Origin of the sequence: Nocardia arizonensis, assembly GCF_001310275.1 — a bacterium.
Taxonomy (GTDB): Bacteria; Actinomycetota; Actinomycetes; order Mycobacteriales; family Mycobacteriaceae; genus Nocardia; species Nocardia arizonensis.
Genome location: NZ_LGYZ01000092.1, coordinates 44240 through 68612 on the forward strand (window position 1 = coordinate 44240; position 24373 = coordinate 68612).

Annotated in this window: 22 protein-coding genes; 12 read left to right on the forward strand and 10 right to left on the reverse strand. The window is 67.6% G+C overall.

Features of this window, described 5'->3' with window-relative positions; all coding sequences use genetic code 11:
• From APZ21_RS22250 to APZ21_RS22280, 7 genes are all read left to right on the forward strand, one after another.
• On the forward strand, window positions 1–1485 hold the full coding sequence (locus APZ21_RS22250; protein WP_054815241.1) for an MlaD family protein: 1485 nt from the start codon (window positions 1–3) through the stop codon (window positions 1483–1485).
• Window positions 1482–2507 carry an MCE family protein gene (locus APZ21_RS22255; protein WP_054815242.1) on the forward strand — a complete coding sequence of 342 codons (1026 nt, stop codon included), beginning with the start codon at window positions 1482–1484 and terminating at the stop codon, window positions 2505–2507. Before APZ21_RS22250 ends, APZ21_RS22255 begins: the two co-directional genes overlap by 4 nt.
• The gene (locus tag APZ21_RS22260) at window positions 2507–3502 is read left to right on the forward strand and encodes an MCE family protein (RefSeq protein ID WP_054815354.1); all 996 of its coding nucleotides are present in this window, start codon (window positions 2507–2509) and stop codon (window positions 3500–3502) included. Before APZ21_RS22255 ends, APZ21_RS22260 begins: the two co-directional genes overlap by 1 nt.
• 35 nt (window positions 3503–3537) lie before the next feature.
• A complete protein-coding gene (locus tag APZ21_RS22265) occupies window positions 3538–4647 on the forward strand; it encodes an MlaD family protein (RefSeq protein WP_054815355.1) in 1110 nt (369 codons plus the stop codon).
• A complete protein-coding gene (locus APZ21_RS22270; protein ID WP_054815243.1) occupies window positions 4644–5744 on the forward strand; it encodes an MCE family protein in 1101 nt (366 codons plus the stop codon). The genes APZ21_RS22265 and APZ21_RS22270 overlap by 4 nt, the downstream gene beginning before the upstream one ends.
• On the forward strand, window positions 5741–6919 hold the full coding sequence (locus tag APZ21_RS22275) for an MlaD family protein (RefSeq protein WP_054815244.1): 1179 nt from the start codon (window positions 5741–5743) through the stop codon (window positions 6917–6919). The genes APZ21_RS22270 and APZ21_RS22275 overlap by 4 nt, the downstream gene beginning before the upstream one ends.
• A gap of 131 nt (window positions 6920–7050) precedes the next feature.
• Window positions 7051–7851, forward strand: a complete 801-nt coding sequence (locus APZ21_RS22280; protein ID WP_054815245.1) for a hypothetical protein — start codon at window positions 7051–7053, stop codon at window positions 7849–7851.
• Between the two features lie 88 nt (window positions 7852–7939).
• On the opposite strand, the gene APZ21_RS22285 is transcribed toward APZ21_RS22280, so the two are convergent.
• The 6 genes from APZ21_RS22285 to APZ21_RS22310 all read right to left on the reverse strand — a co-directional run bounded on the left by APZ21_RS22285 (window position 7940) and on the right by APZ21_RS22310 (window position 13676).
• A complete protein-coding gene (locus APZ21_RS22285) occupies window positions 7940–8515 on the reverse strand; it encodes a ribonuclease H family protein (protein WP_054815246.1) in 576 nt (191 codons plus the stop codon).
• A gap of 9 nt (window positions 8516–8524) precedes the next feature.
• Window positions 8525–8995 (reverse strand): SRPBCC family protein, encoded by a 471-nt coding sequence (locus tag APZ21_RS22290; RefSeq protein WP_054815247.1) that lies wholly within the window; start codon window positions 8993–8995, stop codon window positions 8525–8527.
• A 161-nt stretch (window positions 8996–9156) separates the two neighbouring features.
• The gene (gene lhgO / locus APZ21_RS22295) at window positions 9157–10335 is read right to left on the reverse strand and encodes an L-2-hydroxyglutarate oxidase (RefSeq protein WP_054815248.1); all 1179 of its coding nucleotides are present in this window, start codon (window positions 10333–10335) and stop codon (window positions 9157–9159) included.
• A gap of 83 nt (window positions 10336–10418) precedes the next feature.
• Complete coding sequence (locus APZ21_RS22300) at window positions 10419–11111, reverse strand: hypothetical protein (RefSeq protein WP_156371259.1); 693 nt, start codon at window positions 11109–11111, stop codon at window positions 10419–10421.
• A gap of 300 nt (window positions 11112–11411) precedes the next feature.
• Window positions 11412–12203, reverse strand: a complete 792-nt coding sequence (locus APZ21_RS22305; protein WP_054815250.1) for a TIGR03084 family metal-binding protein — start codon at window positions 12201–12203, stop codon at window positions 11412–11414.
• Between the two features lie 117 nt (window positions 12204–12320).
• Complete coding sequence (locus APZ21_RS22310; protein WP_054815251.1) at window positions 12321–13676, reverse strand: DUF445 domain-containing protein; 1356 nt, start codon at window positions 13674–13676, stop codon at window positions 12321–12323.
• Window positions 13677–14058: 382 nt separating this feature from the next.
• Here APZ21_RS22310 and APZ21_RS22315 point away from each other — a divergent pair, with 382 nt between their 5' ends.
• Complete coding sequence (locus tag APZ21_RS22315) at window positions 14059–14643, forward strand: hypothetical protein (RefSeq protein WP_156371260.1); 585 nt, start codon at window positions 14059–14061, stop codon at window positions 14641–14643.
• A gap of 13 nt (window positions 14644–14656) precedes the next feature.
• Here the strand turns inward: APZ21_RS22315 and APZ21_RS22320 are convergent, their stop codons facing one another.
• Window positions 14657–15604, reverse strand: a complete 948-nt coding sequence (locus APZ21_RS22320; RefSeq protein WP_054815253.1) for an AraC family transcriptional regulator — start codon at window positions 15602–15604, stop codon at window positions 14657–14659.
• Between the two features lie 121 nt (window positions 15605–15725).
• Here APZ21_RS22320 and APZ21_RS22325 point away from each other — a divergent pair, with 121 nt between their 5' ends.
• Together APZ21_RS22325 and lon are read left to right on the forward strand one after the other, a co-directional pair.
• Window positions 15726–16457 carry an SDR family NAD(P)-dependent oxidoreductase gene (locus tag APZ21_RS22325; RefSeq protein WP_054815356.1) on the forward strand — a complete coding sequence of 244 codons (732 nt, stop codon included), beginning with the start codon at window positions 15726–15728 and terminating at the stop codon, window positions 16455–16457.
• A 172-nt stretch (window positions 16458–16629) separates the two neighbouring features.
• Window positions 16630–18966, forward strand: coding sequence for an endopeptidase La (gene lon / locus APZ21_RS22330; protein WP_054815357.1), 2337 nt, complete (start codon window positions 16630–16632; stop codon window positions 18964–18966).
• A gap of 47 nt (window positions 18967–19013) precedes the next feature.
• Here lon and APZ21_RS22335 read toward each other — a convergent pair whose 3' ends face one another.
• Entirely contained in the window at window positions 19014–19448 is a 435-nt protein-coding gene (locus tag APZ21_RS22335) for a PaaI family thioesterase (RefSeq protein ID WP_054815254.1), read from the reverse strand.
• A complete protein-coding gene (locus APZ21_RS22340) occupies window positions 19445–20020 on the reverse strand; it encodes a TetR/AcrR family transcriptional regulator (protein WP_054815255.1) in 576 nt (191 codons plus the stop codon). Before APZ21_RS22340 ends, APZ21_RS22335 begins: the two co-directional genes overlap by 4 nt.
• Before the next feature lie 140 nt (window positions 20021–20160).
• On the opposite strand from APZ21_RS22340, the gene APZ21_RS22345 reads away from it, so the two are divergent.
• Entirely contained in the window at window positions 20161–21288 is a 1128-nt protein-coding gene (locus APZ21_RS22345; protein ID WP_082393365.1) for a DNA polymerase IV, read from the forward strand.
• A gap of 64 nt (window positions 21289–21352) precedes the next feature.
• Window positions 21353–22348 carry an oxidoreductase gene (locus APZ21_RS22350; RefSeq protein WP_054815359.1) on the forward strand — a complete coding sequence of 332 codons (996 nt, stop codon included), beginning with the start codon at window positions 21353–21355 and terminating at the stop codon, window positions 22346–22348.
• 81 nt (window positions 22349–22429) lie between these two features.
• Here the strand turns inward: APZ21_RS22350 and APZ21_RS22355 are convergent, their stop codons facing one another.
• Window positions 22430–24310: an ABC transporter ATP-binding protein gene (locus APZ21_RS22355; RefSeq protein ID WP_054815256.1), complete on the reverse strand. Its 1881-nt coding sequence runs from the start codon at window positions 24308–24310 to the stop codon at window positions 22430–22432.
• Between the last annotated feature and the right edge of the window lie 63 nt (window positions 24311–24373).

Sequence of the window (24373 nt, forward strand, 5' to 3'; positions counted from 1 at the left end):
ATGATTCTCGATCCGAGTGGGCGCGGACCCACCCAGCGGCAGCTGCTGATCGCGGGCGTGAGCGGACTGGTCGTGTTCAGCCTGGTGTTCGGCGTGCTGTACGCGCGCTATCAGGGCTACTTCGTACCGAAGGTCAGGGTGACCGCCAACCTCACCACCACCGGTGACGGACTGCCGTCGAACGCCGACGTCAAATTCCGCGGCGTGCTGGTCGGCACCGTCGAGCAGGTCGAGGTCGCGGCCAAGGGCGAACTCCAGAAAATCGGGATCGAGCTGAAACCCGAATTCGCGGGCGATATCCCGGCCAATGTCACCGCGCGGGTGGTGCCGAGCAACGTGTTCGCCGTCACCTCGGTCGAGTTGGTCTTCAACGGCCCCGCCGATCAGTACCTGCACGAGGGCTCGGTGATCGAGGAGGATCGCAGCGAGGGCACCATCGCGTTGCAGGACACCCTGACCGCGGTGCAGAAGGTGTTCGACAAGATCGACCCGATTCAGTTCGGCAGGGTGCTCGGCACCCTGTCGCAGGCGCTGGACGGCAGCGGCCGTCTGCCCGGTTCGACCATCGAGCGGTTCGACCGCTGGCTGCTCGGTGTCGACGAGTCCATTCCCGATCTCGGTGTGCTGCTCGGTGACTTCGCCGCATCCCTGCACGCGCTGAACCAGTCGGCGCCCGAACTGCTCGACGTGGTCGGCAGTTCGGTGCAGACCGCGCACACGGTCGTCGACCGGCGCGCGCAGTTGGTCCAGTTGCTCACCGGCGCGGGTAGCACCGTGGATACGGTCAACGATCTGTTCGCCCGCAACCCCGACGCGGGCAAGCAGGTCACCGCGGGCACCAGCGACACGATCGGCGCGATGGCCTCCGATCCGGCCTCGATCACCCAGGCCATCCTCAATCTCGGCGAAACGACCGCGAAGCTGAACACGGTATTCACCTGGGGGCCGAAGAAGCAGATGGTGTGGAATCTTGGCATCACCCTCACCCCGTACAAGCCGAACACCGTCGCGGACTGCCCGCGCTACGGCGATCTGGCCGGACCGAGCTGCTTCACCGCACCGGTCGAGGTCGAGCTCCCGCCGTTGCCGGAGAATCTGCGGCCGCGCAAGCTGAACTCGGCCGAAGGCCTGCCGCCGTTGGTTCCGATGGCCGGTCTGCCCCTGCTGCCGGGGCTGACCACGACCGCGATTCCGCTGCCCGCCGAATCCGCGGCCCCCAAGCCGTTCGCGGGCACGCCGCTGGAAGGTCTGTTCCCGCAGCTGCCGCCGATCTTCGGCGGCGCACAGCCCGCGGGTGACCAGCATCCCGCCGGCGGTGCGCCCGCCCCGGAAACCAAGCCCGCGGCGGCTCCGATCTCCTACCGTGGTGAGGACGCGATGGCGCAACTGCTCGGCCGCAAACCGACCACCGCCGAGTACCTGTTGCTCAGCTCGATCATGGCGAATGGGACCGTGCGAGTGACCGATGCCGGAGGCGGCCGATGAGCATCCGCAAACCGCTGATCGGCTTCGGCATCTTCGCGCTGGTCTCCGTCCTGGTGACCGTCGTGGTCTGGAATACCCTGGCGCGCATCGTGTCCGGGGACACCAAGAGCTATTCGGCGACCTTCAGCGATGTGCTCGGCCTGCGTGCGGGCGACGATGTCCGCATGGCGGGTGTGCGCGTCGGCAAGGTCGAGAAGATCGAACTCGACGCCCGCAACGACGCCAGGGTCACCTTCATCGTGCAGAGCGATCAGACCCTGTACGACGACACCAAGGCGCTGGTCCGCTACCAGAACCTCATCGGCCAGCGCTATATCGCGCTCGCACCCGGTAAGGCGCCGAATCCCGCGCCGCTGAAGAACAACGCATCCATCCCGCTCGAGCGCACCGAACCGTCCTTCGACGTGTCGGCCCTGCTCAACGGATTCCAGCCGCTGTTCCAGGTGCTCCAGCCCGATCAGGTCAACCGCCTGTCGGAGACCTTCATCCAGGCGTTGCAGGGTGACGGAGTCTCGTTGAGCGCGTTCATAACCCAGGCCGCGACGCTGGCCACGGACTTCCAGCGCCGCGACGCGATCCTGACCGATGTGATCACCAATCTGTCCGGTGTGATGGCCGGGCTGGCGAAGCGAGGTGACGAATTGGAGACGCTGGTCACCCAGACCAGGGCGTTGATCGGCGGACTGTACGAGCAGGGGCAGTCCTTGCAGCAGTCGACGGTCCAGATCGCCACCGCGACCACATCTTTGGTCGATATGGTCGGCAAGATCCAGCCCAAGCTGAAGACCACCCAGGATTCGACGGCGGCGGCGTTGAGTCTGCTCATCGCGACCGGACCCCAACTCGACCAGGCCGCGGTCGACCTGCCCGCGATCCTCGCCGCGGGCGGTCAGTTCACCTCCGAGGGCAGTTGGGCCGCCGCCTACGCGTGCAGCCTGGACATCTCGCTCTACGGCGTGCTCTTCCCCCGCAACATCCTCACCCAGATCGGCGGCAACTCACATTCGGCGGTGTGCCGCTGATGACGACACTCAAGAGGCGGTTCGAGGCCAACAGGTACTTCTGGCTCGGTGTCATCGGCGCGGTGTTCATCGTGATCATGCTGGTGATCTCCAGCGTGTTCCGATTGATCGGCGTCGGCGACCAGACCGTGAAGGCCGAATTCGTGCAGGCGGCGGGCATCAAGGTCGGCGACAAGGTCGACGTGGCCGGTGTGCCGGTCGGCACGGTCTCGGGCGCGAAGATCGAGGGCACGCACGTGCTGTTGACCCTCAACGTCGATCGCGATGTGAGACTCGGTCCCGACGCGCACGCGTCCATCAAGATGGCGACCCTGCTCGGCGCCCGCTACGTCGATCTGGAGCCGGGCAATGGATCGGGCCTGAGGGACAACCGGATTCCGGTGTCCAATACCACCGTTCCGTACAACCTCGCCGACGTGGTGCAGATCGGCACCCCGAAGTTCGAGGGACTCGACACCCAGAAGCTCGCCGAGTCGCTGAACCTGGTGAATCAGCAGCTCGGTGATTCCCCGCAGCTCGTCGCACAGGCGCTCGACAGTGTCGGCGCGCTGGCCAAGGTGATGGACGCGCGCAGGACCGAGGTCGACTCGCTGCTCGAGGACATGAACAAGGTCACCCAGCTGCTCGCCGACAACCGCAACAGCGTGCTGCTGGTGATCACCCAGGGTGAGGCCATCGCCAACCGGGTCATGGAACGTCAGGAACTGCTGCGGCAGCTGCTCGACGGGGTGGCGACCCTGACCCGGCAGTTGCAGGAGATCGGCGCGCAGAACGACGCCAAGCTCGGCCCGACGATCCAGCAGCTCAACACCATGGCCGAGGGTTTGCAGAAGAACAAGGACAACCTCGACCGGCTGTACTCGATCATGCCGCCCGCGGTCCGCTACCTGGCCAATACCTGGGGTAACGGCAACTACGCCGAGGCGGGTCTGCCGTGGATCTTCCCGGACAACTGGCTGTGCTTCGCCCAGGTGGTGCAGGGGTGCCAGGGATGAGCATGTGGAACCGACTGAATCCGAGGATCGTGAACATGAAGGCACCGTCGCAGGCGGCGATGCGGACGCTGCGCCGTTCGGCGATGGTCGGCGTGACCGCGCTGGCCGTGGCGAGCTGTTCGATGCTGCCCGGCTCGGTGAACGACGCACTCGGCGCGACCACCCACATCACCGCCGATTTCGAGAACATCGCGGGCATGTACGAGGGGAACCCGATCACGGTGCTCGGACTCGATGTGGGCAGGGTCGACAAGATCGTCCCCAAGGGCACCTTCATCGAGGTGCACATGTCCATCGACGGCGACGTGAAGATTCCGGCCGACGCCGTCGCCGCGATCGTGTCGCCCTCGATCGTGACCGACCGCCACATCGAACTGACCCCGGTGTACAGCGAGGGCCCGACCCTGGCCGACGGTGAGCATCTGCCGTTGCGGCGCACCAGGACTCCGGTCGAACTCGACACGATGATCAAGACCATCGACCAGTTCGCCGCGGCGCTCAAACCCGAACCGGGGCAGGAAGGCATCGGTCCGCTGTCGGGACGGGTGCTCTATCCGATGCTCGACGGTCAGGGCGAGAAGATTCGCGACACCCTCAACGCGCTGTCGGGTGCGCTCGAGGTCGGCATCGACAACAAGGACGCCATCTCCAACATCATCGTCAAACTGAACGAGCTCACCGCGATACTGGCCGAGAACGACCAGTCCGTGCGTGATTTCAGCAACCGGATCACCCAGATGACCGGGCTGCTCGCCGACCAGGCGCCCGGTTTGCAGGCGACCCTGCAACAGATGAACGACTTCCTCGCCAACACCAGTTCGGTGTTCGTCGAGTACCAGGACCAGTTGTCGGGCACGCTCACCGGACTGACCAATGTCACAAATCAGCTGCGCGCCAACGCACAGGGCCTGATCGAAGTCGTCGACGTGGCGCCGATGCTGTTGCAGAGCATCGACCGGTCGATGAACCACGAGGAGCGCTTCCTGCGTCTGCACGCGGTCATCGGCACCGTGCTCAGCGGTGAGATCGTCAGCCTGTTCTGCGAGCGCATCCAGATGCGCGCCGATGGCTGCCGCACCGGCAACCCCCAGGACTTCGGTCCTGACTACGGTCTGACCGCCGCACTGCTTGGACTGACGAAATGACCGAACGGATGAAGAAGGCGCGCAGGGGACTTCTGTCGGTGGCCGCGGTGGCGACGATCGCGGTCACCACCGGGTGCGGGCTGACCGTGGAATCGTTGCCGCTGCCCAAACCGGGCCAGTCCGGCGACACCTACACCCTGCACGCGGTGTTCGAGAACGCGCTGAACCTGCCGGATCAGGCCAAGGTCAAGATCGGCGGCTCCGATGTCGGCGTCGTCACCGACATCAAGACCAAGAATTTCCAGGCCGTGGTCGACATGTCGATCAGCAGCGAGATCGAACTGCCCAAGGGCAGCACCGCCGAACTGCGGCAGGCGACACCGCTCGGTGACGTCTTCGTCGCGATCTCCAAACCCAAGACCGAACCCGGCACGCAGATGCTGAAGGACGGCGACACCTTCACTCTCGACCAGACCTCGGCGGGCGCGACCGTCGAGGAACTGCTGCTCTCGGTGTCCATGCTGTTCAACGGCGGCGGTATCGCCAGCCTCAGCAGGCTCACTTCCGAACTGGATTCGATCGTCGGCGGGCGCGGTCCGCAGCTGGCGCATCTGATCACCGAGATGACCGGCGTGGTCGGCAGCCTCAACCAGAACTCCGCCCGAATCGACAGTGTGCTCGGCAACTTCAGCGCGCTCGCGACCACCATCGAGTCGCGGCGAAACGAACTCGGCCAGGTCGCCGACACCCTGCCGCACATGATCGGCGTCATCGCGGAGAACAACCGCGCGATCGCCGATCTGCTCGCGAAAATCTCGGTCACCAGCGCGGCGCTCGGCGATTACGCCGATACCTCCTCCGATCAACTCGCCGGTCTGATGGACAACCTGCGCAAGCTGATGGACGCGCTGGCCGCGACCGGCGACGGATTCGCCAAGTCACTGGAGAACGCGCACGCGCTGCGGCCGCAGCTGGACGCGAGCTTCCGCGGCGGCACCCTCGCGCTGTCGGTCATCCTGACCAACCTCGACGTCGGACTCATCACCGATCCGGCCAACAGCAAGTTCTACGACATGCGCGACCTCAACGACTTCGTCGGCAGTTTCGTCCAGGTTCTCCAGGTCATCCAGGGCCGCGTGCAGGGAGGCCACCGATGAGTGGGGTCGGGAAGTTGTTCCGCGGCAAGATGTTCTGGTCAACCGCGGGCCTGGTGCTGGTGCTGGTGATCGGCGCGGCCTATCTGCTGGTCGACGTGATGCGGGTGAATCCGCTGCAAGGCAGCTATACGGTCACGGTGAACCTGGATCGTTCCGGCGGTCTGCAACCGGGCAACGACGTGACCCTGCGCGGATACCGCATCGGAAAGGTCACCTCGATCACCCTGGTCGACCGCGGCCAGTCCATCGCGGCCGCCGCGCAGATCGACTCGAAGTACTCGATCCCGGTCGACACCGCCATCTCGGTGCAGGCGCTGTCCGGCGCGGGTGAGCAGTACATCGACTTCCGGCCCGCGAATCAGGACGGCCCGTTCCTGAAGAACGGCTCGGTCATCGAGTACGATCCCGCCAAGATCAAGACGCCGACTCCGATCTGGTCGGTGCTCGACAACTCGAGCGCGCTGATCGCGCAAATCGAGCCCGACAAGTTCCAGGTCATCCTGAACGAACTCGACATCGCGCTGAGCGCGGGTCCTGACCAGTTGCGCGGTCTCGTCAACGGCATCAGCCTGGCGGTGGCCGGATTGGATTCGCTGCTGCCGCAGACGGCCAATCTGATCGCCAACCTGCGCGTCATCGCCGACACGACCTCGCACGCCCAGCCCGATCTGGCGACCCTGACCCGCAACTCCGGTGTTCTGTTCGACCAGTTCAACAATGCCAACGCCGAATTGCAGGCGGTACTGGACCAGTCGCCGGGACAACTCGCGAATCTCGGTGCGGTGCTGGACAAGACGGCTGATCCGATCACGAGCCTGGTCACCAACTTCAGCGCCATCACCAAGGCCGCGCAGTTGCGCACCCCCGCGCTGAGCTTGCTGTTCCCCTCGCTCGCGCTCGGCCTGAAGGCGGTCGGCATTCCCGCCCACGACAACGAATTCCACACGATCGCCGATATCTGGCCGCGTCCGGTCTGCATCTACCAGTCCGCGCCGGAGCGTCCCGAGACGCTCAAGGACGGCAGCATGCCGAGGTGGAACTACTGCGTGAATCCGCCGAACGGTTCGCAGGTCCGCGGCGCGGCGAACGCACCGCGTCCGAACGTGCCCAACAACGGCGCGCAGATTCCACCGGGGGTGGATCCGAACGAGCGGACCCTTCCGCCGGTGCGCTGAGTGACACCCCGGTCCGACGGCTGGTCCGTCGACCGAGGCATACTCGCTGGTAGACCGCATAGGATCGGCCGCACATGGCCGGTCAGCCGAATCGGTGCGTTCGCGCGCCGGGAAAGTGCAGGATTGTATAGATGTCCACCGACGACGCCGGTAACGCCAAGAACGCCGAGCACACCGAGGCCGACGACGATGCCGCGAATACGGGGGATTCGGTAGCAGCAGACAACGACAAGACCGCCGCCACCAGTTTGGAGAAGAAGGCGGAGAAGAAGAAGGACGAGCCCGCGAAGAGGCCCGCTCCCGAGCCGGAATCGGCGGGCGACGCCGACGGCTCCCCCAAGCGGACTCCGCTGATCGCCGCGTTGTTCGTGACGGGCATCCTGCTCGTGGCGGCGGTGACCGCCGGAGTCGTGTTCTATCTCGAGGCCGACAGCCGCGGCGACAAACTCGACGCGATAGAGGACGCCACCCACGCCGCGTGCGTATTCGGGCGCAATGTCTCGACCTACGACTACAACAACAACCTCGACGGCTACTTCACGACCGTGAAGGGCGGCGCGACCGGCGAGTTCCTCGAGCAGTTCTCCGACGCGTCGGACGCGCTGAAGGAAGCGATGGTCAAGGCGCAGGTCAAGTCATGGGTCGCCGATGCGCAGTGCGGTTTCCAGTCCGGCGACACCGAGTCGGCCAAGGTTCTGGTGACGTTGACCCAGCTCCGCGCCAACTTCACGCAGTCGAATCCGGAACGGCAGTACGTCGCCGTGATCGCCGATATGAAGAACGAGGGCGGCACCTGGAAGGCGAGCAAGCTCGATTCGCCGATGCTCAGCGGGGCGGGCGGCGGCCTGCCCGGCGGTACGCCCGCGCCGGAGGGTCAGGCGCCCACCGCGAACGGCGCGCCCGCGCCGAGCCAGGCGCCCGCGCCCCGGTAACCGACTCCCGAAGCGCCTCCGGCGGTGGGTTCGTTCCACCACCGCCGGAGGACTTGGGGCGGGTATACCTCGCGGTCGCGCCGGTCTCTCAGAACAGAGTCAGGCTCTGAGAGGTGGTCGGTGCGGCCGCCTTCCCCGAGGCCCGCGGCCCGGTGGTCTCTTCCTGCCCCCGCGCCGGATCCGCCGCGGTGACCGCGGGCATCTCGACGGTGTCGACCTCGCCCAGCGCGGCCGCGGCCGCCGCCTCGCGTGCCGCCTGTCCTGCCAGCGCGTCGGCCCGCTCGTTGTAGTAGTTGCCGACATGTCCGCGCACCCAACGGAATCGGACCGGGCCGGGACGCCCGGCGATGGCGCGGTCGATGAGCCGGATTATCTCGACATTCTTGACCGGTGCGCCGGTGGAGGTGCGCCAGCCGTTCATCCGCCAGCCCGAGATCCACTCCGACGCGCATTTGATCGCGTAGAGGGAATCGCTCTCGATGAGCAGCGGTTCCGAACCGGGATGCGCGACGATGGCCTCGTACACCGCGCGTAGTTCGGCGATCTGATTCGTTCCGGCAGCGGCTCCGCCGCTGCCGGAGGACCCCTGGTGGCCCACCCACGCCCAGCCGATGGCGCCACCGGGGTTGCGCAGGCAGGATCCGTCGGTGCTCACGATGATCATGGGTGCACCTTACGCAATCCGACCGACAAGGTCGGTACCGTGGAATTCCTCGATCTCCCTGCGCAATTGCGACTCCGTTCGCCGTAGTGCCTGTCCGACCGCCGAATCGAGTATCCCGCCGCACAGGCGGCCGACAAATCCGCGCGGCGCGTCGTACTCGGCCTCGGAGGTGAGGACCGAGCGCCCGTAGCCGAGCGGGTCGAAACGCAGGGTCAGTGTGCCCGAAAGCCGTCCGCGCAGCGTATAGCCGATCACGACGTTGCGGCGGTACTGGGTGATCTCGCAGGCGGTGGTGGAATGCCACAGCGCGAGGCGCACGGTGGTGGCGTAGACGGCCCCGAGACCCCGGTCGATATCGCCCGCGGGCTCGAATTCGGCGACGCCGAACATCCAGCCCGGGACGAATCGGTGATTGTCGGTGTAGCTGAAGGCGACTTCCACCGGAGCTCCGACGTCACTCGCGTATTTGATGTGGCCCATCGGCCCTCCCTGCTGCTTCGGGCCCTTCGCTGGGTTCCACGGCTGGGAACAAAAGTACTACAGCACTCCTCTTTATTCGAGGTCTCGGTCCGAATTCGGCGGAATGGACTTTCACATTTCGACCGGACGGTTGCTTGGTCGCGGTCGGAACCGAATACCGGTCAGAGCTGGTCGACGATGTATTCCGCGATCGGCATCGCCGAGGTCGCCGCCGGTGACGGCGCATTGAGCACATGAACCGACCGCGGGGTGCGTTCGATGAGGAAATCGTGGACAAGGGTGCCGTCGCGCAGTACCGCTTGGGCGCGGATACCAGCGGGCCGCGGCAACAGATCGGCCGCGCTCAGCTCCGGGCAGTAGCGACGGCATTCGGCCAGATAGCCCCGCTTGAACAGGGAATTGCGCAGTTCCCGCACCCCCGTTCGGAAGTGGGCGCGCGCCACCCGGCGCACCCCGGGATACCCGAGGGCGTCGCGGGCGTCGCGCAGGTCCACGCTGCCCTTGCGGTAGCCCTCCCTGGACAGGGCGAGCACCGCGTTGGGGCCCACGGTCAGCGCGCCGTCGATGGTCGGACTCAGGTGCACGCCGAGAAAGGGCAGACTCGGGTCGGGCACCGGATAGATCAGCGTGCGCACCAGGTCGGCCCGCTCCGGCGGCAGCTGGTAGTACTCGCCGCGGAACGGCACGATGCGGAAATCGGTGCGCAGACCCGCGGCCGCGGCCAGCCGATCGGCCTGCAACCCCGCGCACACCACCAGGGTCCGCGCCGTCCAACTCCCCGCCGAACCCGAAACGGTCACCGCGTCCGTGGATTCGCGCAGCGCGGCGATCTCGGCGCCGAGCACGATCTCCCCGCCGCCGGCGCGCACCTGATCGGCCAGCGTCGCCGTCACCCGGCCGTAGTCGATGATCCCCGTCCCCGGCACGTACAGCGCTCCGACACCGGCCACCCGCGGCTCGCGGCGGCGCAATCGCGCCGTGTCGAGCAACTCCACCTCGACCCCATTGGCGACCGAGCGCTCGTACAGGTCCAGCATCCGCCGATGTTCCTCGGCGTCCGTCGCCACCAGCAGCTTTCCGCATACTTCGAACGGAATGCCATGTGCGGCGGCGAAATCCTTGGTCCACTGCGCGCCGCGCGCGCACAGCCGCGCCTTGAGGCTGCCCGGCGCGTAGTAGATGCCCGAATGGATGACACCGCTGTTGTGCCCGGTCTGATGGGTCGCCAGCGCCGCGGCCTTCTCCACCAGCACCAGACTCGCGCCGGGATGGCGTCGCAACAGCGTGCGCGCCGTCGCGACGCCGACGATCCCGCCGCCGATCACACAGAAGTCGTACACGCGCAACCACAGTAGACGGCCCTCGGAGGGGGCCGGCCCCGGGAACCGCCCGGACCTCGGAAAACCGTGTGCCCGAACGCCGCTCAGACGAGCGCCGGACCGGGGGCCGAGGCCACCGGCGCGGTCGTGTCGGTGACCGCGGCAGGCGCCTCGGTGCGACCGAGGCGCAGGTCGTGTTCGCCGATGGCCGGATCGGAGACCGCGATCGACATGCCGCCGCGGCGGGTGTCGATATCGGTGCGCAGCCGGCTCGGGGCGGTTGCGGTGGCGCGCGGGTCGACTCGCTCGGAGCCCGACAGGCCGGCGAACAGATTGGTGTCGACGGTCACGGTCACCGTGTCGCCGACGGCAGGGGCGATCCGCGCGCCGACATAGGCGTCTCCGATCCCGACCATGCCGCCGACACCCGCCGCTGCCGCACCGCTGCCCGCGGCTGGCGTCGGAGCCGGTGGGATGGCCTGCGAGGACTGGTCTGCCGCGGGCGGCGGTGCGGCCGGTTCCGCGGGTGGCGGTGGTGCGAGTCGACCGATGCGGTACCCGTGGAATATCGCCTGCGCGGACGAGGCGTCGACCGGATCTGTCTGTTCGGTGCGCGGTGCGGGCGCCGATACGGCGGGTGCGGTGTCCGGTTCGCCGATCGCGGGCACCGAACGCTGGGTACCCGCCATTTGGTCGACGATATAGGCGCCCGCCGCGACCGTGAGGGTCAAACTCGCCGCACCGGCCAAAACGATGGTGACGTGTCTTGCGATCTGGGCAGGTCTGTCTGCGATCATGATGCGTTTCCTTCCCCTGTGCCTTCTGTCCTCTCCCCTGACGTAAAGGCGGCCCACATCATTGAAAGCCGTACACCTGTCGAGGCTACGGGTCGTGCCGAGCGGGCACCCACCCGGTGGGAGCAGGATCACAGGCCCTGGCCGGGGCGATGTTTCCTGCGCCTGACGAATGGGTAAATACTCCGATAGCTGGCGAGCGTCATTCTCGACTGCCAACCAGACACCCGGCCAACGGCGTCCGGCCGTCGACACGTACGGCGCACCCAAGTATGGCGCTCGCCCGCTCCCTTCCCGAATCGGTCAGGCGAACTGGCCCGCCTTTCGGCCCTGTCCGGTCGGTCCCGCGAATGCCTGTGCGATCTTCAGCCACTGCTCGGCGTCCGGCCCGACCGCGCGTATCGCGAGGTCGTCGAGGTGGCGGCGCTGGGTGACCAGCAGGCAGAAATCCAGCGCCGGTCCGGTGACCCGCGCGGCCGCCCCTTCCACGCCCCAGGCCCAGATTCCGCCGTCCGGCGCGTCGAGTTCGACCCGGAACTCCTCGGCGGGCGGGGTGAGCCCCCGCACCGTGTACGCGAAATCCCTGGTGCGAACGCCGATATGGGCGATATTGCGCAGCCGCGCGGTGGGTCGGCGGACCACGCCAAGCGCGTCGGCGACGTCCTGGCCGTGCGCCCAGGTCTCCATGATGCGCGCGGTGATCATGGACGCCGCGCTCATCGGCGGGCCGAACCAGGGCAGTTTCGCGCCCGTGGGCACCGCGCGCAGCGCCGCGGTGAGGGTCTCGCGCCCGTGCCGCCAGCGTGTCAGCAGCTCCGGCGCGGGCATACGGGCCGCTTCGGCGGCGGCCTCGTCGACGAAGGTGGACGCCTTGGGAGCGGCCTCGGTGAGCAGCGCGGCGAAGCCGTCGGCATCGCTCGCGGCGAGGGTCGCGACCTCGTCGGTCCAGGTCAGATGACCGATCTGATGGGCGATATCCCAGCCATCGGCGGGTGTGGGCAACTGCCATCGCCCGGGCTCGAGCGGGGCGACCAACTCGTCCAGATCCCCGCATTCGCGGGCGAAATCGTCCAGCAGCGCTTCGAGATCAGCCATCCGCTTCCTCAACCGTTCGTGGCGCGCATCACCACGTGCGCGTCCTCGCGGACTCAGCATGGCACCCCGCGCCGGAGAAATGCAAGCACACGTGCTTGTTTCTGATCGGTCCGCGTGTCACCAGCCGAACAGCACCAGATGCACCGCGCCCACCACCAGACCGAGGATGGCTCCGTGCAGGTAGAGCAGCCAGGCGTCCTGTTCGACCGAGGCGTAGAACATCTCCATGAACTCCCCCGGACTCAACAGCTGGAGTTTGCGGGCGGCGAACTCGTCGATCTTGCGCGCCTGCTGCCGGGCGAATTCCTCGTCCTGCACCATGCTCGGCGCGAGGCCGACCGCGGCGCCCGCCGCGCCCGCCTTCAGATTGTCGAAGTGCCGTCTGCCGAAGGCCGCGCGCACCACCGATGTGGTCGGCCCGAGCTGACGGTGGATCTCGTCGGAGACCAGCCGCTCGATGAGCTGCCTGGTCTTGTCGCCGTTCGGGCCGTCCAGCAGTTCGTGTGAGAGGTTCGGCAGGGTCAGTACCTGGTAGGCGAGGATGTGCGCGAGGTCGGTCGCCGCCTGTGGTTGCCGCTTGGCCAGCAGTGCCTGCTTCCACAGGTACCGGTACCAGGGTTGCGGATCGCCGGGTTCGAACACCATCTTGACCGCGATCACATTGACGATCACGCCGATCGCGGCGGCGCTGGCTCCCACGATCGCCCAGGCCGGAATCAAGCCGATCACCGGAATGTCGCGGTGCACGTGCAGATACAGCGCCATCAAGAGGCCGAAGGGCGCGCCGAGCAGACCGATCCGCACCATGAACTTCAATTCCGGTTCCGCGATGGTCGTGGTCAGATCCTTCAGGATGTCCGGATTCTCCCGCAGGTAGCGGATGACGAAGCTCTTGATGTCGATGAGCTGGTCGATATTGTCGCCGAGAGTGTCGAACGCGCGGCCGGTCAACCCCGGCAGTTCCCGGTCCACCCGCTGGTAGACGACCTGCCTCACCTGCCGCGGCACGGTACGCCACAGGTCGGGGTTCTCCCGGTCCATGATCTCGTCCACGATCGGCTTGACCTGTGCGCGAGCGAGTTCGGCGATGTAGTCGGCGACGCCGTCCAGGTCGAGTTCGTTGATGAAGTCGCGCGGGCTGCCGATCCGCAGCAGCGCCTTGTCCACGCAGATGCTGGCCATCTTCTCCGCGCGCGCCGGAATGAATCCCTGGAACCCGAGTCGCCGCCCGTCCCCCGAGAATGTCGGCAGCACCTGCACCCGCCGCGGGAAGTACGGATACAGCACCGCCAACCCGGGCACCCGAACCCCGCGGAATCGCACCGGCCAGAACAGCATCAACACGCCGGTCCAGTTGGTCAGCCACCCCGCCAGCGCGCTGAAGACGGGAAAGGTGATCAGGTCGACCACGAATTTCGACTGCCCCGTCAATGCTTCCCAATCGATGAACACGCCGGAGGCGAGTGCCGTCATCGTGGGATCCCCCTACCGCGGTCAGGTGCGAGACATGCCTGATCTGAGATGTCAGGGCCCCACCGTCTCATCAGCGCGACCTGGGTGTCAACGCGATCCGACTCCGCCGCGCACCATCGGAACCGGACGCCCGTCCGCGCGCCCGCCCGTACCACCGGGCCGAACCCGGATTCGAGTAGTCCGCTACGCTTTCGCGCCGCCGATGACCCGACAACTCTCGATACCGGGGACTACTGATCAAGACCCAGGTCGGAACGGGATCGGCGTGATGTACACCCTCGGCAGACCACAGTCGGAGCACAGTTCGGACAGCGACGCGGCGCGGCGGTCGGACCAACCGCCACCGGAGGCCGCGGCCGAGCCGTCGAATCTCGAGCGCGATGTGCGGTCGGCGACGCGCAGCGCCCGGTACGCGCTCATCACGGCGCTGTGCGCGGCTGTGATATCCAGCGGGGTCTCGGCCGGGTCGGCTGTTTACGTCAGCAGAAGCGAACTGTCGAGGAAAGAGACCGCCACCGCCGCGCAGATGGTGCGGGACAATCGCAAACCCGTGTACGTCGATTTCGCGGACGCGCTCCTGGACTACACGGAAGGAGTAAGCCGCCTGAAAGGCGAGTTGATACAGAACCCGCCTGATATGGGTGAACTCGGCGGGCAGTTCTTCGCCGTGAAGGAGAAGGTGGACGTGCTCGGACGCGCCATGGTCGCCATGAGCCTGATGGGAAGCAACGCGCTGGGGCCTGCGCTTCAGAAATTCAGCGACGACTATTATCTTCCATTTCTCAACGACCATTTCAGTCCATTCTGGATGAGCCATTTCGGTCCCGCCGGGACGACCGCCGACGACATCCGCCGAGACGGTCCGCCGCTCATCGTCGCTATAGACCGCATGATCGGCGGAACCACCGACCTACTGACGAGGTTCACCGACCAGGCTCGTAAGGACCTCGGTATCCCCGACCGGTGAAAGGCGTGCTCGGTCAGTGGGTGATCGGCGTATTCGAGTGCGCGCCGACGTGGGCGGTGCGGTATCGCCCGGGGGAACATCCGTGCGCGCGGACGAACGCGCGACTGAAGGCGTGCTCGCTGGTGTAGCCGACCGAACGGGCGATCGGCGCGATCGGGTCGGTTGTCGTGCGCAGGCGATGCGCCGCGAGTTCCATTCGCCACCGGATGAGATAGCTGTTCGGGGTGTCGCCGACCAGTGCGGTGAAGCGCCGGGCCAGGGTCGCTCTCGAGACCGCGACGTGGGCGGCGAGCGCCGCGACGGTCCACGGGCGAGCCGGGTCGGCGTGCAGCGCCGCCAGCGCGGCGGCGATAGCGGGATCGCGCAGCGCGGCCAGCCAGGACGGAGGTGTCTCGTTCGGGTCGATGGTGCTCAGCCAGTACCGCAGGATATGGATGAGCACCAGGTCGAGTAGCCGGTTGAGCGCGGTGGTCGACCCGGGACGCGGTTGCTGGATCTCGTGGCCGAGCAACCGGACCAGATCGCCGAGTGTGCTCGTGGGATCGGGCGGTGACTGGATCAGTTCGGGCAGCAAGGCCAGCAGCGGCGTGGTCGTGGCCGGGTCGAGATGATATGAGGCACAGAGGATTCGCGTACGGCTCGGCTGCTCGCCGACCCGCAGGATGCCTCCGTTGGCGAGTGCTTCGCGGGCCGCGGCATGGTCGAACGGCCGACAGGGGTGGTGCGGATCGCAGGCCAAACGATGACGGGAGCCGGACGGCAGCAGCACCACGTCGCCGGGTACGAGTTGGCGCGGCGCTCGCCCGTCCAGCATCAACCACGCCGTACCGGTATTGACCGCGTGGAATGCGGCGCCGGGTACGTCCGCGATGTCCAGGCCCCAGTGCCTGCCCGCGTGCACCGTGGCGGCCACGGTGCCGCGCGCGCCGGTCACCGCGAGCACGTCTGCGAGCGGGTCCATGCCGAGCAGTCTAGCCAGTGAGCGTATCGGCCAACTATTTGCGCTATTTAGGTATCGTCCATCGCATCGGCGAGCAAATAGGTTTATGCGGTCCCCGAAATTCCGATTCATGGAGCTACACGTGCAAATTTCAGGATCCACCGCACTGGTCACCGGCGCGAACCGCGGACTCGGCGCCCGCTTGGTAGCCGAACTGCTGCGACGTGGCGCCGCGGCGATCTATGTGGCGGCGCGCGACCCCGAGACCGTGGCCGAGGAGGTCCGCCTCGATCCGCGAGTACGAGTGCTGACCATCGACGTCAGCGATCCCGACAGCGTCACAGCGGCCGCGGCCGCGGCGAAGGATGTCGACCTCCTGATCAACAACGCGGGTGCGCTGGGATTCGGCGACGTGCTGACCGGTGACCTCGCGCTGTTCGAGCGCGACCTGGTCACCAACTACCTCGGCGCGCTGCGGGTGTCCCGGGCCTTCCTGCCCGCGTTGCGCACGGCCGCGGCGGGCGCGGGCGGCGCGGCGGTGGTCAATGTGCTCACCCTCGTCGCGCTGGCTCCGGTCGAACAGATGGCGGGCTATTGCGCCTCCAAGGCGGCCGCGCATTCGATGACCCAGGCGCTGCGGGCCGCGCTTCGCATCGACGGCATCGAGGTCATCGGCGCCTATCCCGGCGGAATCGACACCGACATGCTCGCGGGCGTCGACGCCGACAAAGCCGATCCGGCCGTCGTCGCCGAGCGAATCCTCGCGGGCGTCGAGGCCGGACAGGAGATCGTCTGGCCCGATGACGCGTCGGCGCACGCGGGCAAGGTCTACCTCGGCGATCCGCTCCAGCTCGAGTCCATGCTCGCCGGCTGAGCCCCGACGGCCGACCCATCTTCGCTGTGAGCGAAGCGGCATTCGTGGCGGAACAAACGGGTCCGGGGGCGCGGTTGAGTGGGTATTGCTCAACTTTGGAAGGGTCGAACACGTGACTACACCTCAGAATCTGCCGGTGCTGTTCCTGACCGATCCGATCGTGCTGCCGGGCATGGTCGTGCCCATCGAACTGGACGAATCCGCACAGGCCGCCGTCGACGCCGCGCGCGCGGGCGAGACGGACGCGGTTCTGCTCGCGCCACGGCTGCCGGAAGGCTATGCCTCCTACGGCGTCGTCGCCACCATCGAACAGGTCGGCCGGATGCGCGGCGGCGCGCCCGCCGCCGTGCTCAAGGCCGAACGCCGCGCCAGGATCGGCCACGGAGTGACCGGTCCCGGCGCGGCGCTGTGGGTCGAGGCGGAGCCGGTGCCAACGCCCCCGGCCGACGGCCGGACCAAGGAATTGGCCGCCGAATACAAGAAGCTCGTCGTCTCGGTGCTGCAGCGGCGGGAAGCCTGGCAGGTCATCGACGCGGTCAGCCAACTGACCGATCCCTCGGCCATCGCCGACACCGCGGGATACGCCTCCTACCTCACCGGCGACCAGAAACGTCAGCTCCTCGAGACACCGGATGTCGTGCAGCGGCTGACCACGCTCATCGAATGGACCAAGGCGCACATCGCCGAGACCGAGGTCACCGAGAAGATCAGTGACGACGTGCGCGAAGGGCTCGAGAAGAGTCAGCGCGAATTCCTGCTGCGCCAGCAGCTCAACGCCATTCGCAAGGAACTCGGCGAGGACGAGCCGGACGGCGCGGACGACTACCGGACCCGCGTCGAGAACGCCGATCTGCCCGACGCCGTTCGGGAGGCGGCGCTGCGCGAGGTCGGCAGGCTGGAACGGGCCAGCGATCAGAGCCCGGAGTCGGGCTGGATCCGCACCTGGCTCGATACCGTCCTGGAGTTGCCGTGGACGGTGAAGACCACCGACAGCACCGATATCTCGGCCGCTCGGGAAGTGCTCGACGCCGATCATCACGGATTGGACGAGGTCAAGGACCGCATGGTCGAATACCTCGCCGTGCGCGCCCGGCGCGCCCGGCGCGGACTCGAGGTGGTCGGCGGACGCGGTTCCGGTGCGGTACTGGTGCTGGTCGGTCCGCCCGGTGTGGGCAAGACCTCGCTCGGCGAGTCCGTCGCGCGGGCCCTCGGCCGCGAGTTCGTGCGCGTCGCCCTTGGCGGCGTGCGCGACGAGGCCGAGATCCGCGGTCACCGCAGGACCTATGTCGGCGCACTGCCGGGCCGGATCGTGCGCGCGATGAAGGAGGCGGGTTCGATGAATCCCGTCGTCCTGCTCGACGAGATCGACAAGGTCGGTTCGGATTTCCGCGGTGATCCCGCGGCCGCCCTGCTCGAGGTGCTCGATCCGGCGCAGAACCACACCTTCCGCGACCACTACCTCGATCTGGACCTCGACCTGTCCGATGTGCTGTTCATCGCGACGGCCAATGTCATGGACACCATTCCGGGGCCGCTGCTCGACCGGATGGAGCTGATCACCGTCGACGGCTACACCGAGGCCGACAAGGTGGCCATCGCCCGTGACTTCCTGGTGCCTCGCCAGTTGGAGCGCAACGCGCTGACCGCCGAGGAGGTTTCGATCACCGAGGAGGCGCTGCGCGAGATCGCCGCCAACTACACCCGCGAGGCGGGTGTGCGGCAGATGGAACGCCTGATCGCCAAGGCGCTGCGCAAGGCCGCGACGAAGCTGTCCGAACCCGGGATCGAATCCCTCGGCTACGAAACCGAACTCGGCTACGACGGCGCGGTGGTGAACTCCGGGAAGCTGACCATCGGTCTCGGCGACCTGGTCGACTACCTGGGCCGTCCGCGCTTCACCCCGGATTCGGTGGAACGCACGGCGGTGCCGGGAGTCGCCACCGGACTCGCGGTCACCGGTGCAGGCGGCGACGTCCTCTACATCGAGGCCAACGCCGCCGAGGGCGAACGCTCACTGACCCTGACCGGCCAACTGGGCGATGTCATGAAGGAATCCGCGCAGATCGCGCTGACCTACGTGCGCTCGCACCTCGAGGAGATCGGCATCGAACCGTCGGTGCTCGACCGGGATATCCATATCCACTTCCCGGCGGGCGCGGTGCCGAAGGACGGACCGTCGGCGGGCGTCACGATGGTGACCGCGCTGGTGTCGCTCGCCCTCGGCAGGCAGGTGCGCGGCGATATCGGCATGACCGGTGAGGTCACGTTGAACGGCCGGGTACTGCCGATCGGCGGGGTGAAGCAGAAGTTGCTCGCCGCCCAGCGCGCCGGCCTGCGCACGGTGTTCATTCCGGCGCGCAACGAGCCGGATCTGGACGATGTGCCGGCGGAGGTGCTGGCCGCACTCGACGTGCGCCCGGTCGCCGACGTGGCCGACATCCTGTCCTACGCGATCGAACCGGTGACCGAGGCGTCGCTGGAACGCCCGGCCTTCGCGGCCACGGCGTAGTTCTCGCGTCGAGCGGTCGAGCCGTGCGGACAGCGCCTGATACGCGACTATCCGGCCAGTGCGCGCTCGACCGCCCGCGTGGTGCCCTGGGCGACCGCGCACAGCACCGGATCCTTTCCGGCGCTCTCGGCGTAGATCTCGCAGTTGACCACCGCCTGCCTGCGGGTCGACCCGGTGACCACGGCCTCGGCGCGCAACCGATCCCCCGCCGCCGGACGCAGGTAGGTGACGGTGAATCCGCCGGTCAGCACATTGGGTCCGAGTACGGTGCCCGCGGCGAAGGTGAGGGCGTTGTCGGCGGCGTAGGACAGCACACCGCCGTGCACATAGCCGAATTGCTGGCCGAGCTGCTCGCGGATCGGGATGACCAGCGTCGCGCGGCCGCCGCCGAACGCGGTGATCTCGGTGCCGACCAGGTTCGCGAACGGCTGGGCGGCGAGTATCCGCCGGGCCGAATCGAGGTCGAAGGTGGAGGTCGTCATCGCATCCCTTTCGTCGTGGGGTGGACGCCGAGGGTGAGCCAGGCGGCATCGGCCAGCTCCCCCGCGACGGCCGACGGCGTGGCGGCCATATCGCCCGCCAGCCACTGCCTGCTGTATTCCTGGGCCGGTCCCAGCCACAGCGCGTAGACCAGGTCGAACGGCAGGTCGCGAACCGCGCCGTAATTCGCGTGGGTTCGCCACCAACGCCAGATGTCGCGCAGGAACGTGCGATTGGACTCGTCCTCGCGTACCCCGGGCGGACGGGCCGAGAGCAGTACCTGCGCGCGGTACTGGTTGTCGCCGACCCAGCGCAGATGTTCGCGCACCCCGGCGGTGATCCCTTCGCGTGCGTCGGCGCTCTGCCCGACGACCACCCAGAAGTGCTGTTGATAGTCGGTGAGCGCGTGCGCCCACACCTGGCGGTAGAGATCGGACTTGTCCGGGAAGTGGTGGTAGAGGGCGCCGACGCTGGCCCCCGCGGCGGACCTGATCTGGGTCAGTGTCGCGTCGAGGGCGCCGTGTTCGGCGAACTGGCGCTCGGCCGCCAACAGCAACCGATCTCGAATCTTCACAGACAGAATTTAGTTCTGTTCCGACCGAATACGCAAGCTCGGGCGTGGGCGCGGCGGCGGATCCCGCGTCACACTCGGTCTCTACGATGAGTCGCGACGGTATGCGCAGCACAGCACGTGAATCGCGGAGGTGTCCGTCGATGTCGAACGAACCGCCGTTATCCCACGACCACCGGGTGCCCGCCGGTGAATCGCCGGTCGCTCGGTGGCTGCTGCACGTCGATCTCGACCAGTTCCAAGCGGCGGTCGAGTTCCGCCGTCATCCCGAACTGCGGGGACTGCCGGTCATCGTCGGCGGCAACGGCGACCCCACCGAACCGCGCAAGGTGGTGACCTGCGCGTCCTATTCGGCGCGGGCCTACGGTGTGCGCGCAGGCATGGCATTGCGTACGGCGCGGCGCAAATGTCAGGAGGGCGTCTTCCTGCCGCTGGACATGGCCGCATACGAGGAAGCGTCCGACGAGGTCATGGCCCTGTTGCGCACCTTTCCCGGCCGGGTCGAGGTGTGGGGCTGGGACGAGGCGTTCCTGGCCGCCGACACCGCCGATCCCGAACGGTTGGCCGCCGAGATACGCGGCGCCATCGCCGAATTGGATCTGACCTGCGCGATCGGAATCGGTGACAACAAGCTCACCGCCAAACTCGCGACCGGATTCGCCAAATCCGCGGGCAAGTCCTCGGCCGCGCCCGCCGATGCCGCCGCGGCGACCGCGGGCATGTTCCGGCTCACCGCCGCCAACTGGTCCGAGGTCATGGCCCACCGCCCGACGGACGCGCTGTGGGGCGTCGGCAAACGTATCGCGGCGCGCATGGCCGAACTCGGCATCGTGACGGTCGGGGATCTGATGGCCGCGGACCGGAATCGGCTGGCCGCCGAATTCGGCCCCAATACCGGCCCCTACCTGTGGGTGCTCGGTCACGGCAAGGGCGACACCGAGGTGAGCACCGAACCGCGGGTTCCGGTCGGGCGCGGCAGATCCGAGACCTTCCCGCGCGATCTCACCGAACGCGCCGAGATCGACGCGCAGGTCGCGCGGTTGGCGCGCGAGGTCGCCGAGGAGATGGCGGCGGCGGGCCGGACAAGCACCAGGGTTTCGGTGACGGTGCGCAGCAACACCTTCTTCACCCGCACCAAACAGCGGAAACTGCCCGCACCCACCGCCGATGTCGCCGAGATCGTGGAGACCGCGCTGGCCGTGGTCGACCGATTCGAGTTGGATCGGCCGGTGCGGTTGCTCGGTGTGCGCCTGGAACTACTGCCCGAATAGGCGCCGTTGTGCGCTTGCTCAAGCATCCACCGTGGCGCGGGCGGACGCTCGTATGCTCGACCGCATGGACTTCTGGGCGATGGTGGCACACGAATCGGACAGCGGGATCGTTCTCACGAAGCAGCGGGTTTCCGAGGAGTTCCTCGGTCCGGGCGATGTGACGATCAAAGTGCACTACTCGAGTGCGAACTACAAGGACGCCTTGGCCATCACCCCCCGCGGCGGGGTGGTCCGCAAGTATCCGATCGTGCCCGGCATCGATATCACCGGCGAGGTGGTCGAGTCCGGGAATGACGACTTCGCCCCCGGCGATCCGGTCGTCGCGCACGGCTACGACATCGGCGTCGCGCAGAACGGCGGATTCGCCGAATACGCCAGGGTGCCCGCCGAATGGGTGGTGAAACTGGACGGGCTGAGCACCCGTGACGCCGCGATCATCGGCACCGCGGGCTTCACCGCGGCGCTGAGCGTGCAGGCACTGCTCGACCGCGGACTGACCCCCGAGACCGGCGCGATCCTGGTCACGGGGGCGACCGGCGGCGTCGGCAGCGTGGCCGTCGACATCTTGTCCGTACTCGGATTCGAGATCGTCGCGTCGACCGGTAAGACCGACGCCGCCGACCTGCTCGCCGAGATCGGTGCGAACGAGGTGATCGGCAGGCTCCCCGAGGATCCCGACGCCAAACCCCGTCCGCTGGCCAAGACGCGCTGGGCGGGCGCGGTCGACAGCGTCGGCGGCGCTTCCCTCGCCTACATCCTCAGCGCCATCGGCTACGGCGGCACCGTCGCCGTCAGCGGCCTCACCGGGGGCTCCGCCCTCCCGGCCACCGTCCTGCCCTTCATCCTGCGCGCCGTCGCCCTCATCGGCATAGATTCGGTGGCACTGCCCATCGAGAAGCGCCGCGAGCTGTGGACCCGCCTGGCGGGCGAACTGCGCCCCGCCCACCTGTCCACCATCGCGAACTTCGCCGCCATCACCGAAGCCGAATCCGTCCTGCACTCCCTGCGTTCCGGCACCCACTCCGGCCGCACCATCTTCGGCGTCTCCGGCGAATTCTGACCTCACCGCCACCGGCGGTCGGGTCATTCCGACCGTCGGACGCGGTGGGCGTAGACCGCGCCTGCACCCGTGACCGGCGAATCAGCTTGCCGCCGTGGCCGGTTCGTCGTCGAACTGGGTGCGGTAGAGCTCGGTGTAGCGGCCTTCGGCGGCGAGCAGTTCGGTGTGGGTGCCGCGTTCGACGATGCGGCCCTGCTCGAGGACGAGGATCTGGTCGGCGGCGCGGATGGTGGACAGGCGGTGGGCGATCACCAGGGCGGTGCGACCGTCGAGCGCTTCGGTGAGCGCTTCCTGCACGGCGGCCTCGGAGGTCGAGTCCAGCGATGCGGTCGCCTCGTCCAGGATCACCACGCGCGGCTGTTTGAGCAGGAGGCGGGCGATGGTGAGGCGCTGACGTTCGCCGCCGGACAGTCGGTATCCGCGCTCGCCGACCACGGTGTCGAGTCCGTCCGGCAGCGATTCGATCAGTTCGCGCAATCGGGCCCGCTCCAGCGCGTCCCAGAGCTCGGCCTCGCTCGCGAGCGGGCGCGCGAGCAGCAGGTTGGCGCGAATGCTCTCGTGGAACAGGTGACCGTCCTGGGTCACCAGGCCGACGGTGTCGCGCAGGGACGGTGTGCTCAGGTCGCGCACATCGGTGCCGTTGAGCCGGACCGCGCCCGAATCCACGTCGTAGAGCCGCGAGACCAATTGGGCCACGGTCGATTTGCCCGCACCGGAGGATCCGACCAGCGCGACCAGCTGACCCGGTTCGGCCCGCAGCGACACCCGGTGCAGCACCTCGACGCCGCCGCGGGTGTCCAGCGTCGCCACATCCTCGAGCGAGGCCAACGAAACCTTGTCCGCCGACGGGTAGGCGAAACTCACCTCGTCCAATTCCACCGCGACCGGACCCTCCGGGACCGCGACCGCGTCGGGCGCGTCCTGGATGAGCGGCGTCAAGTCGAGTACCTCGAAGACGCGTTCGAAACTCACCAGCGCCGACATGATCTCCATGCGCGCGCTCGCCAGCGCGGTGAGCGGGGCGTAGAGCCTGGTCAACAGCAGTGACAGCGCCACGACCGCGCCCGCGTCCAACTGCCCGCGCAGCGCGTACCAGCCGCCGAGTCCGTACACCAGCGCGACGGCCAGCGCCGAGACCAGGGTCAGCGAAGTGACGAAGACGGTCTGCAACATCGCGGTGCGCACCCCGATATCGCGCACCCGTCGGGCGCGGACCGCGAATTCCTCGGATTCCTGCGCGGGCCTGCCGAACAATTTCACCAGGGTCGCGCCCGGGGCGGAGAACCGTTCGGTCATCTGGGTGCCCATCGCCGCGTTCAATCCCGCGGCCTCGCGCTGGATGTCGGCGAGGCGGCGGCCCATGCGACGCGCGGGCAGCACGAAGGCGGGCAACAGCACCAACGCGAGCAGGGTGATCTGCCAGGAGATGGTCAGCATCACCGCGAGGGTGAGCGCGAGCGTTACCAGATTCGCGACCACGCCGGACAGGGTGTCGCTGAATGCGCGCTGCGCGCCGATCACATCGTTGTTGAGGCGGCTGACCAGCGCACCGGTGCGGGTGCGGGTGAAGAAGGCGACCGGCATCTTCTGCACGTGGTCGAAGACGGCGGTGCGCAGGTCGAGGATGAGCCCCTCGCCGATGCGGGCCGACATCCACCGGATCACCAGTCCGAGTCCGGCGTCGAACACCGCCAGCATGCCGATGAGCACGGCCAGTGTGACCACAACGCGCGGTGCCGCGCCGCCGACGATGTCGTCGACGATGCGCCCGGCCAGCACGGGCGTCGCCACCGCCAGTAGCGCCGACAGCACGCTGAACACCAGGAATCCGGCGATCCGGCGCCGGTGCGGGCGGGCGAAGCCCAGGATGCGGCGCGCGGTGGCGAGACGGAACGGCCGCTCCTCGCGTGGCGCGTTCGCCTGTCTGTACATCTGATTCCACGCCACCGATTCGATGCTCACCTTCCGGTCCTCTCGTTTCCCGTCATCCAACCTCAGGCCACCGACGTTAGAACCTGAACCAAG